This window comes from Rhodococcus sp. IEGM 1302, from assembly GCF_030056935.1.
In the GTDB taxonomy this organism is placed as follows: domain Bacteria; phylum Actinomycetota; class Actinomycetes; order Mycobacteriales; family Mycobacteriaceae; genus Rhodococcus_F; species Rhodococcus_F qingshengii.
On sequence record NZ_JASHKY010000017.1, the window covers coordinates 49,558 to 63,645 of the forward strand.

12 protein-coding genes are annotated in these 14,088 nt (G+C 64.4%); 11 read left to right on the plus strand and 1 reads right to left on the minus strand.

The window, feature by feature from the left end:
* Positions 1–63 precede the first annotated feature (63 nt).
* The 10 genes from mqo to QM609_RS20760 all read left to right on the plus strand — a co-directional run bounded on the left by mqo (position 64) and on the right by QM609_RS20760 (position 11,463).
* The gene (gene mqo, locus QM609_RS20715) at positions 64–1,602 is read left to right on the plus strand and encodes a malate dehydrogenase (quinone) (RefSeq protein ID WP_003942820.1); all 1,539 of its coding nucleotides are present in this window, start codon (positions 64–66) and stop codon (positions 1,600–1,602) included.
* 11 nt (positions 1,603–1,613) lie between these two features.
* Positions 1,614–2,090 carry a GNAT family N-acetyltransferase gene (locus QM609_RS20720; RefSeq protein WP_003942808.1) on the plus strand — a complete coding sequence of 159 codons (477 nt, stop codon included), beginning with the start codon at positions 1,614–1,616 and terminating at the stop codon, positions 2,088–2,090.
* A gap of 224 nt (positions 2,091–2,314) precedes the next feature.
* The gene (locus QM609_RS20725) at positions 2,315–4,276 is read left to right on the plus strand and encodes a magnesium chelatase subunit D family protein (RefSeq protein ID WP_050656494.1); all 1,962 of its coding nucleotides are present in this window, start codon (positions 2,315–2,317) and stop codon (positions 4,274–4,276) included.
* A 21-nt stretch (positions 4,277–4,297) separates the two neighbouring features.
* Entirely contained in the window at positions 4,298–4,912 is a 615-nt protein-coding gene (gene cobO / locus QM609_RS20730; protein WP_003942784.1) for a cob(I)yrinic acid a,c-diamide adenosyltransferase, read from the plus strand.
* Positions 4,906–6,282, plus strand: a complete 1,377-nt coding sequence (locus QM609_RS20735) for a cobyrinic acid a,c-diamide synthase CobB (protein WP_050656471.1) — start codon at positions 4,906–4,908, stop codon at positions 6,280–6,282. The genes cobO and QM609_RS20735 overlap by 7 nt, the downstream gene beginning before the upstream one ends.
* Complete coding sequence (locus QM609_RS20740; protein ID WP_037130389.1) at positions 6,266–6,679, plus strand: cobalamin biosynthesis protein; 414 nt, start codon at positions 6,266–6,268, stop codon at positions 6,677–6,679. The genes QM609_RS20735 and QM609_RS20740 overlap by 17 nt, the downstream gene beginning before the upstream one ends.
* Positions 6,676–7,902 (plus strand): uroporphyrinogen-III C-methyltransferase, encoded by a 1,227-nt coding sequence (cobA, locus tag QM609_RS20745; protein ID WP_047271356.1) that lies wholly within the window; start codon positions 6,676–6,678, stop codon positions 7,900–7,902. Before QM609_RS20740 ends, cobA begins: the two co-directional genes overlap by 4 nt.
* A gap of 11 nt (positions 7,903–7,913) precedes the next feature.
* Positions 7,914–9,410: an MFS transporter gene (locus tag QM609_RS20750; RefSeq protein ID WP_050656470.1), complete on the plus strand. Its 1,497-nt coding sequence runs from the start codon at positions 7,914–7,916 to the stop codon at positions 9,408–9,410.
* An 80-nt stretch (positions 9,411–9,490) separates the two neighbouring features.
* A complete protein-coding gene (locus QM609_RS20755; protein WP_007735005.1) occupies positions 9,491–9,919 on the plus strand; it encodes a CBS domain-containing protein in 429 nt (142 codons plus the stop codon).
* A gap of 35 nt (positions 9,920–9,954) precedes the next feature.
* The gene (locus QM609_RS20760; protein ID WP_076948475.1) at positions 9,955–11,463 is read left to right on the plus strand and encodes a protein adenylyltransferase SelO; all 1,509 of its coding nucleotides are present in this window, start codon (positions 9,955–9,957) and stop codon (positions 11,461–11,463) included.
* 12 nt (positions 11,464–11,475) lie between these two features.
* Here the strand turns inward: QM609_RS20760 and yaaA are convergent, their stop codons facing one another.
* Positions 11,476–12,219 (minus strand): peroxide stress protein YaaA, encoded by a 744-nt coding sequence (yaaA, locus tag QM609_RS20765; protein ID WP_076948474.1) that lies wholly within the window; start codon positions 12,217–12,219, stop codon positions 11,476–11,478.
* A gap of 55 nt (positions 12,220–12,274) precedes the next feature.
* Here yaaA and QM609_RS20770 point away from each other — a divergent pair, with 55 nt between their 5' ends.
* Positions 12,275–14,020: a proline--tRNA ligase gene (locus QM609_RS20770; protein ID WP_076948473.1), complete on the plus strand. Its 1,746-nt coding sequence runs from the start codon at positions 12,275–12,277 to the stop codon at positions 14,018–14,020.
* Positions 14,021–14,088 lie beyond the last annotated feature (68 nt).

Consider the following 14,088-nt stretch of genomic DNA (forward strand, 5'->3'; position numbering starts at 1 on the left):
CTATTTGGCGTAACACAGCAGGCGGATGCGCGCACGGCTAATGACAAGGAAGTCGATTCTCCAGTGTCGAATCAGAACGCGGTAGAGACGAAGACGGATGTAGTGCTCGTGGGCGCAGGCATCATGAGCGCCACGCTGGGTGCATTGCTGCGCCAGCTGCAGCCCGATTGGTCGATCTCGACCTTCGAGCGGCTCGATGCCGTCGCGGCCGAGAGCAGCGACCCCTGGAACAACGCGGGAACCGGTCACTCAGCCCTGTGTGAACTCAATTACACACCTGAGAACTCGGACGGCACGGTCGACATCAAGAAGGCCGTCAACGTCAACGAGCAGTTCCAGGTGTCACGCCAGTTCTGGGCACACGCGGTAGAGCAGGGCGTCCTGACACAGCCCAAGGAATTCATCAACCCCATCGCGCACGTGAGCTTCGTTCACGGTGAGGCCAACGCCAAGTACCTCCGTGCTCGTTACGACGCACTTGCCGGCCACACGCTCTTCCGCGGTATGGAGTACATCGACGATCCGGCCGAGTTCAGCAAGCGTTTGCCGCTCATGGCCAAGGGACGCGACTTCTCCGATCCCATCGCCCTGAACTGGAGCCAGGACGGCACCGACGTCGATTTCGGAGCGCTCACCAAGCAGCTCATCGGCTACATCGGCAAGACCGGCGGCAAGATGTACTTCGGCCACGAGGTCACCAACCTGACCCAGAACTCGGACAAGTCCTGGACCGTCAAGGTCACCAACCGTCGTACCGGTGAAAAGCGCACCGTTCGCTCGCGCTTCGTGTTCGTCGGTGCCGGTGGCGGCGCCCTGCACCTGCTGCAGAAGTCCGGCATCAAGGAAGCCAAGGGCTTCGGTGGCTTCCCGGTCAGCGGCGCCTTCCTGCGATGCACCAACCCCGAGCTCATCGACCAGCACAGTGCCAAGGTCTACGGCAAGGCTGCCGTCGGCGCCCCGCCCATGTCGGTGCCTCACCTGGACACCCGTGTCATCGGCAACAAGCCGGGTCTGCTGTTCGGTCCCTACGCTGGTTGGTCGCCGAAGTTCCTCAAGCAGGGTCGCGTCACCGACCTGCCCGGCTCGGTCAAGCCGAACAACATCCTCTCGATGCTCGGTGTCGGTGTCAGCGAGCTCGGCCTGGTCAAGTACCTGGTCAGCGAGCTTGCCAAGAACGAAGCCGGTCGCATCTGGGATCTGCGTGAGTTCGCGCCCAAGGCGCAGGCCCAGGACTGGGAACTCATCACCGCGGGCCAGCGCGTCCAGGTGATCCGCCGTGCCAAGGGCAAGGGTGGTGTCCTCGAATTCGGTACCGCTGTGGTCGCCGCTGAGGACGGTTCCATCGCCGGTCTGCTCGGTGCTTCGCCCGGTGCGTCCACGGCCGTCCCGGCGATGCTGGACGTACTCGAGCGCTGCTTCCCGACCGAGTTCCAGGGTTGGAAGGGCAAGCTCCGCGAGATGGTTCCGTCCATCGGCGTCAAGCTCACCGACAACGAAGGCCTGTTCAACCAGGTCTGGGATTGGTCCTCGAAGGTTCTCGAGCTCGATTCCGCCGGTGCTTCCGAATCGGCTCCGGTCGCGGATACCGCCGCGACTGTGTGATAGTCCAACCCATGACGGCAACAGCAGCTTTGAAGCGTTCATGGGCACTCGATCTCGACAACAAGACGTTCTACGAGTTGTTGAAGCTTCGAGTGGAGGTCTTTGTCGTCGAGCAGGCTTGCCCGTATCCCGAGTTGGACGGGCGGGACCTGCTGACGGAAACACGCCACTTCTGGCTCGAGCAGGACGGCCAGGTGGTGTGCACGCTCCGGCTGCTCGAAGAGCACGACGACGGAAACAAGAGCTTCCGAATCGGACGCCTGTGCACGTCGCGTCAGGCTCGCGGCCAGGGCCACACGACCCGCCTCCTGCAGGCCGCACTGGCCGAGGTCGGCGAAGCGCCGTGTCGGATCAACGCCCAGACCTACTTGGTCGAGATGTACGCCAAGCACGGATTCAAGGCTGACGGCGAAGAGTTCATCGAAGACGGCATCCCGCACACCCCGATGCGTCGTGGTGGGGGAGAGCCTTTCGTGGCCGTCAGCTAGTTTGTCGGAGAATTGACCCTGGTCGGCTCGTGGGAAAGCGAGCCGACTAGGGTTTTTTCGATACCGAATGTTCGCGGGGAAGTCCTGTTCGATCCAGGCGCGGTCCCGCCACTGTGAAAGATCTCTCCTCTACCGATAAACCGGGAGATCTCAGCCAGGTTGCCGCGACATTCGAGTGCAGCCAAATTCTCGGCGAGGAAACCGAGAGGTGGAGGGATATCGACGTGCGAAGTGAAGAAGATCGACCAGTGGCGGGCTTCCCGTTCAGTGCTGTGGTCGGCCAGGATCAATTGCGATTGGCGCTGATCCTGTGTGCGGTGCATCCAGGGATCGGCGGGGTCTTGGTCCGCGGTGAGAAGGGAACTGCCAAGTCGACGGTCGTGCGCGCGCTGACTGCGCTGCTGCCCGCGGTCGACGACGCCGGAACGACACGACCGGCCCGCTTGGTCGAACTGCCCGTGGGCGCCACCGAAGACCGGGTGATCGGTTCGATCGACCTGGAGAAGGTTCTGCGTGACGGTGAGCGCGCATTCCAACCTGGACTGCTCGCCGCCGCTCACCAGGGTGTTCTGTACGTCGACGAGGTGAATCTGCTTCACGACCACCTGGTCGACGTGCTTCTCGACGCCGCGGCGATGGGCCGGGTTCACATCGAGCGTGACGGCATCTCCCATTCGCATCCGGCCAAGTTCGTACTCGTCGGCACGATGAATCCCGAAGAGGGAGAACTGCGTCCGCAACTTCTGGACCGTTTCGGTCTGGCTGTCGACGTCGCCGCTTCCCGCGACGTCGACATTCGCATGGAAGTGGTGCGTCGCCGACTCGACTACGAGCGTGACCCCGAGGCATTTGTCGCTCGGTACGTATCCGCCGATGAGGAGTTGGCGTCCGAAATCCTCACGGCGCGTGAGAAATTGGACTCGGTCGAGCTGAGCAACCGCGAACTGCGTCGTATCGCCTCGCTGTGTGCGTCGTTCGACGTCGACGGTATGCGCGCGGACTTGGTGCTGGCGCGCACCGCGACGGCCCACGCTGCCTGGCGTGGCGACAGTGAAGTCACTGCGGAGGACGTGCGAGTAGCGGCGGAACTGACGCTGCCGCATCGCCGCCGCCGCGATCCGTTCGACGAGCCCGGCTTGGATCAGCAGCAGTTGGACGATGCGCTCGAGCAGGCCGATCAGGATGCTCAGTCGCAGGTAGAGGACGACGCGCGCGACGGAGAGCCCGAACCTCCCGAAAATCACGAAGACCGTGGCCCGGAAGATGGCGGCTCCGATGACGGCGGTCCCGGAGACGAAGGGCCGGACGACGACGGGCCTGACGACGACGGCCCGGACGACCCTGACGGACCTGGTGGGGGAGTGCGCGCCACCGATCGTCCCTCGGCTCCACCGGCCGGCGAATTCAAGGCCAAGCTCCTCGAAGTTCCGGGAGTCGGTGAAGGTGCACCGGGACGACGCTCGCGGTCCATGTCGTCCCGTGGACGAGTTGTGCGGTCCACGCGGGAGCGTGGGCACGGATTGCATCTGACGAGCACGGTCTTTGCCGCAGCCGAGTCTCAAGTTGCCCGTGGTCGCACTGCTGGACGGTTGCGGCTGGCACCCGCTGATCTCCGCGGCGCGATACGTGAAGGGCGAGAAGGCAATCTGATCGTCTTCGTTGTCGACGCGTCGGGGTCGATGGCAGCACGCGACCGCCTCTCCGCGGTCACCGGTGCGGTTGTCTCGTTGCTCCGCGACGCCTATCAGCGCCGCGACAAGGTCGCCGTCATCACCGTCCGTGGTCGTGAAGCGGAGCTCGTACTGCCGCCGACATCTTCGGTGGACATCGCTGTCCGTCGCTTGCAGTCGATGCGTACCGGCGGCAAATCCCCACTCGCAGAGGGATTCCTGCGTGCTCGCGAAGTGGTTCTGCGTGAACGACTTCGTGACCCGCAGCGTCGCGCCCTCGTCGTCACACTCACCGACGGCCGGGCTACCGGCGGCAAGGACGCGCTGCACCGCGCCCGCGTCGCCGCGCATCTTCTCGCCGACGCGTCCGTCGCGTCCATCGTCGTCGACTGCGAGACCGGCCTCGTGCGTCTGGGGCTGGCGGCCGAGTTGGCGCGAGAACTACGTGGCGGATACGTCCGCCTCGCCGAATTGTCAGCGCAGCAGGTCGCGGGTGTCGTCCGCGCCGCAGCCTAGATCCCAGCTCAGGAGTTCACGATGCCCAAGGGTGTTCCCGAGACAGTTCCCGACGACGGTCTGACCACGCGTCAGCGTCGTAACGCGCCGGTACTTGCCGTGCACACCGGCCCGGGAAAGGGTAAGTCCACCGCCGCTTTCGGCATGGCGCTGCGTGCCTGGAATCAGGGGTTCGACATCGGCGTGTTCCAGTTCGTGAAGAGTGCCAAGTGGAAGGTCGGAGAGGAAGCCGCGTTCCGCGCGCTCGGAAACCTGCACGACGAAACCGGCGTCGGTGGGCCGGTGCAGTGGCACAAGATGGGCGAAGGTTGGTCATGGACACGCAAGGCCGGTAGCGAGGAAGATCATGCTGCTGCCGCTGCGGAGGGTTGGCAGGAGATCGCGAGAAGGCTTGCGAGCGAGGAACATCGATTCTATGTCCTCGACGAGTTCACCTATCCGCTCAAGTGGGGCTGGGTCGACGTCGACGAGGTCGTGCAGACACTGCGCGATCGTCCGGGCAACCAGCACGTTGTCATCACGGGACGCGACGCCCCGCAGGCGTTGATCGACGCCGCCGACCTCGTGACCGAGATGACCAAGATCAAGCACCCGATGGATGCCGGCCGAAAGGGCCAACGGGGCATCGAATGGTAAGTCCTTCCACTCCGGCCGTGGTGATCGCTGCTCCTGCCTCGGGTAGCGGAAAGACTACGGTGGCAACGGGATTGATCGGCGCGCTGCGACGGTCCGGTAGCAGCGTTGCACCCTTCAAGGTGGGGCCGGACTACATCGACCCGGGTTATCACGGACTCGCGGCAGGGCGGCCCGGACGCAACCTCGACACTATTCTGGTGGGCCCGGATCGCATCGGACCGCTCTACCGGCATGGAACCGCTGGTTGCGACATCGCCGTGGTCGAAGGCGTCATGGGTCTGTTCGACGGGAAGATCGACGAGGCAAACTCGCAGCCGTCGGCGGAGGGATCGACGGCGCAGGTCGCGTCGATCCTCGGTTCGCCGGTAGTCCTCGTGATCGACGCCCGTGGGCACAGTCAGAGTCTGGCCGCCGTACTCCACGGCTTCGCGACCTACGACGCAGGTGTGCGCATCGGCGGCGTCATTCTCAATCGCGTCGGGAGCGCTCGTCACGAGCAGGTGTTGCGTCATGCGTGCGACAAGGTCGGCGTCGCAGTGCTCGGAGTTGTGCCACGGTTGACGGAACTCGAAGTTCCCTCCCGGCACCTCGGCCTGATTCCGGCGGCCGAGCACGGCGCCGCCGCTGTGGCCGCAGTGGACGCGATGTCCGATTTGATTGCCTCGCACGTCGATCTGGGTGCTGTTCGCGCACTGGCCGCCTCGAACGTGAGTGCAGCTGCATGGGATCCGGTTGCCGAGGTCGGCGCACACGCAGAGTCTCGGCCTGTGGTTGCCATGGCGGGCGGCCCTGCCTTCACCTTCGGCTATGCCGAGCACCGGGAGCTGTTGACCGCCGCCGGCGCGGACGTGCAGGTGTTCGACCCGTTGCGGGACGAGCTTCCTGCGGGAACTGCCGCTCTTGTCCTTCCTGGCGGGTTCCCGGAAGAGCATGCGGTGGACCTCGCGGCCAATACCGTTCTGCTGCAGCAGGTTCGTGACCTGGCGGACGGCGGCGCACCGATCCACGCCGAGTGTGCCGGTCTGCTCTACCTCGCTCGCAGCTTGGACGGTCACAGCATGGCCGGTGTTGTCGGGGTGGATGCGACGTTCGGGAAACGCCTGACCCTCGGGTACCGCGAAGCAGTGGCGATCAGCGACTCCAGCCTCTTCGAAGCAGGCTCCCGCGTCACCGGTCACGAGTTCCACCGAACGTCTCTCGTCTCGGCAGACGCGGACGGTTGCGGAAGTGCGTGGGGGTGGAGGCCCTGGGACGGCGGCAGTGTCCGCGAAGGATTTGTTCGCGGCGGCGTCCACGCGTCGTATCTCCACACTCATCCGGTGGGGCAGCCCGAATCGATCGCGAAGTTCGTCGATGCCGCACGGGGATGACCTCTGTATCGGCGTGGGATTCACGACGAGTGTCACCGCGAAGGACATCGTCGCTGCGGTGAAGGCTGTGCCCGCGGCGCAAGGGAAGATCGTGGTACTCGCCACTGTGGCGGCAAAAGCTGAGTCTTCGGCTCTTCTGACAGCGGCCCATGAACTGAACGTCCCGATTGTGAGTTTCGCCCCGGACGTACTTGCGCGAGTTCAAGTTCCGTCACCATCGCCTCGCGTCGAGAACGCCGTCGGAACGGCAAGCGTCGCGGAAGCGGCTGCGATCCTTGCGTCCGGGGGCGGCCGACTTGTGCTGGCCAAGACTGCCAGGGATGGAGTGACCGTGGCCGCGGCCCGTAAAGTTCCCTCCAGCTTGACCAATTCTGACAACGAAACGGAGTGCGAGTGAGCGAGTCCACCGCAGACGAGACCAACTACCTGGTCGGCCTCAACCTGACCGATCGACGCGTGGTCGTGTTCGGTGGCGGCACTGTGGCTCAGCGCCGACTCGGACTGCTGGTCGCCTCTGGTGCCCGCGTTCACGTCATCAGTCGCGCGTTCACTCCAGCCGTCGAAGGTATGGCCACTGCCGGTCAGATCACGGTCGAAGAGCGTCCGTACGCCGACGGCGACCTCGAAGGTGCGTGGTACGCCATCGCCTCGACCGACGAGCCGGAAACCAATGCGGCGATCGTCGCCGAAGCGGAGCGTCGCCACATCTTCTGCGTGCGCGCCGACAACGCGAAGCACGGCACCGCCGTCACTCCCGCCAGCGCCGAGTACGACGGTATGAGCATCGGAATTCTGGCGGGCGGCGATCACCGTCGTTCGGCAGCAGTCCGCACCGCCGTTGTCGAAGGTCTTCAGTCGGGCGTGCTCGCCGATACGGCCGAGCCTGCCGCTGCGGGTGTTGCTCTCGTCGGTGGTGGCCCCGGTGATCCCGATCTGATCACCGTGCGCGGACGCCGTTTGCTCGCCCGCGCCGACGTCGTCGTGGCCGACCGATTGGCTCCGCCGGAGTTGCTCGCCGAACTGGGTCCGGACGTAGAGGTGATCGACGCCGCGAAGATCCCGTACGGCCGTGCCATGGCTCAGGAGGCCATCAACGCCGCGCTGATCGACAACGCGAAGGCAGGCAAGTTCGTGGTCCGCCTCAAGGGCGGGGACCCGTACGTCTTCGGACGGGGATACGAAGAACTCGAAGCGTGTGCCGCTGCCGGCGTTCCGGTGACCGTAGTGCCCGGAATCACGAGCGCGATCTCGGTCCCGTCGGCCGCAGGCATCCCGGTCACCCACCGCGGCGTCACCCACGAGTTCGTCGTCGTCAGTGGGCACGTGGCTCCGGATCATCCGGATTCGCTGGTCGACTGGTCGGCACTGGCCAAGTTGCGCGGCACGATCGTGCTGCTCATGGCGGTCGAGCGCATCGATCAGTTCGCGAAGGCACTCGTCGACGGTGGACGCCCGTCAACCACGCCGGTCACCGTGATCCAAGAGGGCACTCTGCGCACCCAGCGTGAACTTCGGGCCGATCTGGCGACCGTTGCTCAGCGCGTCAAGGACGAGGAGATCAAGCCTCCGGCGATCATCGTGATCGGGCCGGTCGCGGGCTTTTCCGTCGACGCTGGGTAACGTGAAGTCTTGTGTCTGATTCCCCAACATCTGAAACCGCTTCGGCGAATGCCCCGGTAGCGACTCGAGTCATCGGGCTCGCCATCATCGTCCTGAGTGGTTTGCAGATGATGGTGGTGCTCGACGGCACCGTCGCGAACCTCGCGCTGGCGCCATTGCAGGCCGACCTCGGGCTGAGCGACAGTGGTCGCAACTGGGTGTTGACCTCGTACGCGCTTGCGTTCGGTGGGCTCATGCTCCTCGGTGGTCGCCTCGGTGACGCGTACGGGCGCAAGAAGATGTTCATCGCGGGAGTCTCGCTGTTCACGGTGGCGTCGTTGCTCTGTGGTCTCGCCCTGAACGAGGGCATGTTGATCGCAGCGCGGGCGCTTCAAGGTGTCGGCGCAGCCGTGGCGTCGCCCACTGCCTTCGCCCTTGTTGCCACGACTTTCGCCGCGGGTCCGGCTCGTAATCAGGCCATCGCGATTTTTGCCGCCATGACGGGCGTCGGATCGATCGCCGGTCTGATCATCGGCGGCGCATTGACCGAGGTGTCGTGGCGTCTGATCTTCCTCATCAACGTCCCGATCGGCATCGCGCTCGTCGGCATGGCGTTCCGCGCCCTTCGCGAGACGAATCAGACGCGTCTGGCTTTGGATGTCCCCGGCGCGATCCTCGCGACCCTCGGGTGTACCGGTGTTGTTTTTGCTCTCACCGAAGGCCCGGAAATGGGATGGGGGAGCATCGCCGTCATCGGTGCATTGGCGGCCGGATTGGTCGCCCTCGCCGCCTTCCTCTTTGTCGAGCGAACTGCGGACAACCCGCTCTTGCCCTTCTCGTTGTTCGCCGATCGCAACCGTGTCGCGACGTTCCTCGCCATCTTCTTCGTCGGTGGCGCGATGTTCAGCATGACGGCCTTCGTCGCACTGTTCGTGCAGGACATCATGCAGTATTCGCCGTTGCGTGCCGGTATCGCGTTCATTCCGTTCGCGTTCGGATTGGGCGCCGCCGCGTCGGTTGCTTCCAAGCTCGCCGTGAAGGTTCAACCCCGCTGGCTGGTCCTCACCGGCGTCGTGATCATGATCGTCGGACTCCTCTACGGCTCTACTCTCGATTCCGACTCCACCTACCTGGCCAACTTGTTCGTGCCCGTGATCGGGATCGGATTCGGTATCGGCCTCGCGATGGTGCCCTTGCCACTGTGCGCGATCGCCGGTGTCCCGGAGACCGAGATCGGCCCGCTGACCGCAATCTCCCAAGTTGCCCAGACGCTCGGTGGACCATTGGCGCTGTCGGTGATCGGTGCAATGGCGACGTCCAAGACGCTCTCGCTCGGCGGCACTTCGGGCAAGGCAGCGGACATGAATCCGGCGCAATTGATCGCACTCGGAGAGGGGTACACCTTCGCACTTGTGGGCTGCGCGGTCTGCGCCGTGTTCGCCGGTATCGCGGCGCTGTGCATCAGGTTCACACCTTCTCAGGTAGCCCAGGCTCAGGCTGCGGAGAAGGCAGCTCAGGGAATCGCCTGATCAGTCCTGTTTTTCCGCTTCGCTAGCCGATACGATCGTTGCAGGACGTGCCGAGAGTCTCGACGGATCGGGGTGCCGTGATGCGGATCGCGGACATATTGCGAAACAAGGGCAACAGCATCGTCACGATCGACGCCCACACGACGGTCAACGGGCTGCTGTGCGATCTTGCCCGCCACAACATCGGAGCCATGGTGGTGGTCGACGACGACGCGGTGGTCGGCATCATCTCCGAACGCGATGTCGTTCGACGCCTGCACGAGCGTGGCCCGGACCTTCTCGGGATCCAGGTTTCCGAGGTCATGACCGCTCTGATGTACACGTGTGTTCCGGCAGACGCAGTGGACAGCATTGCCGCGATCATGACCGAGCGTCGAATCCGGCATCTGCCGGTGATCGAGGACGGCAACCTCCTCGGCATCGTCAGTATCGGTGACGTGGTGAAGAGCCGCATCGACGAGCTCAAGAGCGAACGCGATCAGCTCGAGTCGTACATCGATCAGGGCTGATCGATAGGTTGTCGCACGGTGACTACTCTCGTGTGATGGCCGCATTCCAGGAATCCACAGCAGACACGGTCACCATCGTGGCCGGCCTCGAGAGCACGTTCGCCGACGAACTCGGCGCTCTGACGGTGCCGTGGCAAGGTGCTGCCGCCCCTGACCCGCAGTTGCTCGTGATGAACGAGCAGCTGGCTGCGTCGTTGAGATTGGACGTAGCAGCGCTGCGAAGTTTGGACGGGATCGGCGTCCTGTCCGGGTCGACGGTGCCGGTCGGGGCCACACCGGTGGCGATGGCGTATGCGGGTCATCAGTTCGGTGGGTATGCACCAATTCTCGGGGACGGTCGGGCGTTGTTACTCGGCGAACTCGTCAGTAGTGCCGGGCAGCGAGTGGACTTGCATCTGAAAGGCTCCGGGCGCACACCGTTCTCTCGGGGCGGCGACGGGTATGCGGTTGTCGGGCCGATGCTGCGCGAATATCTGGTCAGTGAGGCGATGTATGCCCTCGGTGTCCCCACTACACGCGCGCTGTCTGTCGTGGCGACGGGCCGAAACGTTCGCCGCAACGGCGCAGAACCCGGTGCCGTGCTTGCACGGATCGCGTCGAGTCACCTACGCGTTGGGACCTTCGAGTTCGCGGCCCGGCAGGGCGAGGTCTTGCAGCCGCTCACCGACTACGCGATCGCCCGGCACTACCCGGAGCTGACCGAACTTCCGTCAACGGGTACACACAATCGCTATCTGAGGTTCCTCGAGGCGGTCGTCGAGGCGCAGGCGTCACTGGTGGCGAGGTGGATGCTCATCGGTTTCGTGCACGGGGTCATGAACACCGACAACACGACAATTTCGGGAGAGACCATCGATTACGGTCCGTGCGCCTTCCTCGACGCATTCGATCCGGCGGCAGTGTTCAGCTCGATCGACCACGGGGGCCGCTATGCGTTCGGCAATCAGCCCGCTGTACTGAAGTGGAATCTGGCGCGCTTGGCAGAAACACTGTTGCCACTGATCGATTCCACACCCGACGAAGCAATTTCCGCGGCGTCAGCAGTTCTCGAGACCTTCGACGAGCGCTACGAGGGTCACTACGCGGCCGGTCTCGCGGCAAAGCTGGGTCTGGCCCAGCCGTTTGTCGATCGGGCGCTCGTCGACGATCTGCTGACGTTGTTGGCGGAACACGGTGCTGATTGGACGGGCAGTTTCCGCGCTCTCGCCGACGAATTGCGCGGAAATTCGGTGCCTCTCGACAACCTCGTGCCACGGGAGCACATCGCGCCCTGGTTGCAGCGGTGGCAGGGAGCCCTGACCGAAAACGGACACGGGGCCGCGGAGACCGCGAGCGCGATGGATCGCGTCAACCCGCTGTACATTCCGCGTAATCATCGGCTCGACGCTGCCCTGCGCGCCGCGACCGACGGCGACCTCGCTCCATTCGAGAAGCTGCTGGAGGTTGTCACGCATCCATTCGACCGACGCGACGAGTGGGCTGACTACACCGAGGCGGCTCCGCAGTCTTTCAGCGAAACATTCCAAACCTTCTGTGGCACTTGACAGACGAAGCCATCAATCCGTCAGGATGATCAATTCACGCTCCGACGCGATTTCGACGCGCAAGCCCGCCTTCGACGCCACCCGCGCAACACCCTTGATGTCGGTCGGTTCGGCACGCGAGACCACCAGCGCACGGGCGAGCAGACCTTTGTGGTGCTTGTTGAAGTGACTGACGATAGTGCGGGTGCCGTCCGGCTTCTCGGTGAGGACCGTTGCGATCAAGGCGTCCGGAACCGGTCCGAGGTCTTGGTAGGTGCCGGACCGTAGATCGATGACAAGGCCGTCGGCTTCGGCGGCCAGGGCCTTCGGCAGCTCCGGCTTCCACAGCGAGCGCAGCGTCCCCATCCCCGGCAGCTTGGACCCGCCAGAGAGGCGGTAGGCGGGGATCAGATCTCCTGCGCGGACAGCACCGAACAGAGCGGAACCAATGGCGATCCGATCGAGCGCCTTCGCCTTCTGGGCGCGGGTGAACGACTTTGCGTCGAGGGCGTCGAAGAGCACGCCGGTGTAGCGCTGTAGTGCGGGCCGCGTCGCGGACACCCACAGCTTGGCATTGCGCTCCACTTCGTCTGCTTGCGTCGGGCCGAGCCCGAGCGCTTCGCACGACGCCTCGACGTCAGCGGCCAGATCGACCAGCGTCTGAACCAGCAATTCGCGCGTTTCGGTCAACTGGGGCATCGACAGTTCGGCCAGATCGAGGGGCGCATCCTTGCCGCCGTCGGACTTGGTTTCTGAGGGAGGCAGCAGTACAAGCACGCTGTAACCGTACCGAGGCCCGCTCGGCCGACTGCGGCGACTATCCTTACACCTCGTGATTACCCGTCTGTCCCACCTGTTCCTGCGTACCCTGCGTGACGATCCCTCGGACGCCGAAGTTGCCAGCCACAAACTGCTGGTTCGTGCCGGCTACGTGCGTCGTATCGCTCCAGGCGTCTACTCGTGGTTGCCGCTGGGATTGCGGGTGCTGCGCGAGGTAGAGCGTGTCGTCCGTGAAGAAATGAATGCAATTGGCGGACAGGAAATCCTGCTGCCTGCGCTGCTCCCGCGCGATCCCTACGAAGCGTCGAACCGCTGGACCGAGTACGGCCCCAACCTGTTCCGCCTCAAGGACCGCAAGGGCAACGACTACATGCTCGGCCCGACCCACGAGGAGCTCTTTGCTCTGACGGTCAAGGGTGAGTACAACTCCTACAAGGACTTCCCGGTCACCCTGTACCAGGTGCAGACCAAGTACCGCGACGAAGAGCGTCCGCGTGCCGGCATTCTGCGTGGCCGCGAGTTCCTCATGAAGGATTCCTACTCCTTCGACCTGACCGACGAAGGCCTGACGGAGTCGTACCAGGCGCATCGCGGTGCCTACGAGAAGATCTTCACGCGTCTGGGCGTCAAGTACGTCATCGTCTCGGCGACCTCCGGTGCGATGGGCGGCAGCGCGTCCGAGGAGTTCCTTGCCGAGAGCGAGATCGGCGAAGACACCTACGTGCGCTGCCTCGAATCCGGCTACGCCGCCAACGTCGAGGCCGTCAAGACTGTTGTTCCCGATTCGATTCCGTTCGACGGGCTGCCCGAAGCCAAGGTGTACGACACCGCGAACACACCCACCATCGACACCCTGGTGGACTGGGCGAACGGCGCTGATCTCGGCCGTACCGTCACCGCCGCCGACACACTCAAGAACATCATGGTCAAGACCCGCCTGCCCGGCGGCGAGTGGGAACTGCTCGGTATCGGCATCCCCGGCGACCGTGAGGTCGACGAAAAGCGCCTCGAAGCTTCGCTCGAGCCGGCCGAGTTCGTGATGATCACCGAGACCGACTTCAAGAACAACCCGTTCCTGGCCAAGGGTTATATCGGCCCGAAGGCGCTGCAGGCCAACGGCGTTCGCTACCTTGTCGACCCGCGTGTCGTCGACGGCACCAGCTGGATCACCGGCGCCGACGAAGACGGCAAGCACCTGGTCGGCCTCGTTGCCGGTCGGGACTTCACCCCCGACGGAACCATCGAAGCCGCCGAGGTTCGTGACGGTGACGCCTCTCCGGATGGAGCCGGCACGCTGGTCTCGGCTCGCGGTATCGAGATCGGGCACGTCTTCCAACTCGGCCGCAAGTACACCGACGTCTTCACCGTCGACGTCCTCGCCGAGAACGGCAAGCCCGTCCGCCCGACCATGGGTTCGTACGGCGTCGGCGTCTCGCGTCTGGTGGCCGTCATTGCCGAGCAGCACCATGACGAGAAGGGTCTGCGTTGGCCCGCTGAGGTCTCACCGGCCGACGTTTACCTCGTCATTGCGAACAAGGACGAGACCGCTCGCGAAGGCGCCGAAGGCCTCGCCGCGCAGCTCGACCGCGCGGGACTCGAAGTGATCCTCGACGACCGCAAGGCATCGCCGGGCGTGAAGTTCAAGGACTCCGAGCTGATCGGCGTTCCGCTGATCGTTGTCGTCGGCCGTGGTTGGGCCGACGGCAAGGTCGAAATTCGCGACCGCTTCACTGGCGAGAGCCGTGAGATCGACGCCGACTCGGCGATCGAGGAGATCATCAGCGCAGTTCGCGGCTGATTCGAATAGTCGTCTGGGCCGCCGCAGCCACCTTCCGAGGTGTCTGCGGCGGCCCTTCTTTTCTGCCA

What these genes read in the sequence shown, in the direction of transcription:
- QM609_RS20760 (WP_076948475.1), top strand. Translation starts at nt 9,955, where the DNA reads ATGGCCGCATTCCAGGAATCCACAGCAGACACGGTCACCATCGTGGCC.
- QM609_RS20755 (WP_007735005.1), top strand. Translation starts at nt 9,491, where the DNA reads ATGCGGATCGCGGACATATTGCGAAACAAGGGCAACAGCATCGTCACG.
- QM609_RS20735 (WP_050656471.1), top strand. Translation starts at nt 4,906, where the DNA reads ATGGTAAGTCCTTCCACTCCGGCCGTGGTGATCGCTGCTCCTGCCTCG.
- QM609_RS20740 (WP_037130389.1), top strand. Translation starts at nt 6,266, where the DNA reads ATGCCGCACGGGGATGACCTCTGTATCGGCGTGGGATTCACGACGAGT.
- cobO (WP_003942784.1), top strand. Translation starts at nt 4,298, where the DNA reads ATGCCCAAGGGTGTTCCCGAGACAGTTCCCGACGACGGTCTGACCACG.
- QM609_RS20720 (WP_003942808.1), top strand. Translation starts at nt 1,614, where the DNA reads ATGACGGCAACAGCAGCTTTGAAGCGTTCATGGGCACTCGATCTCGAC.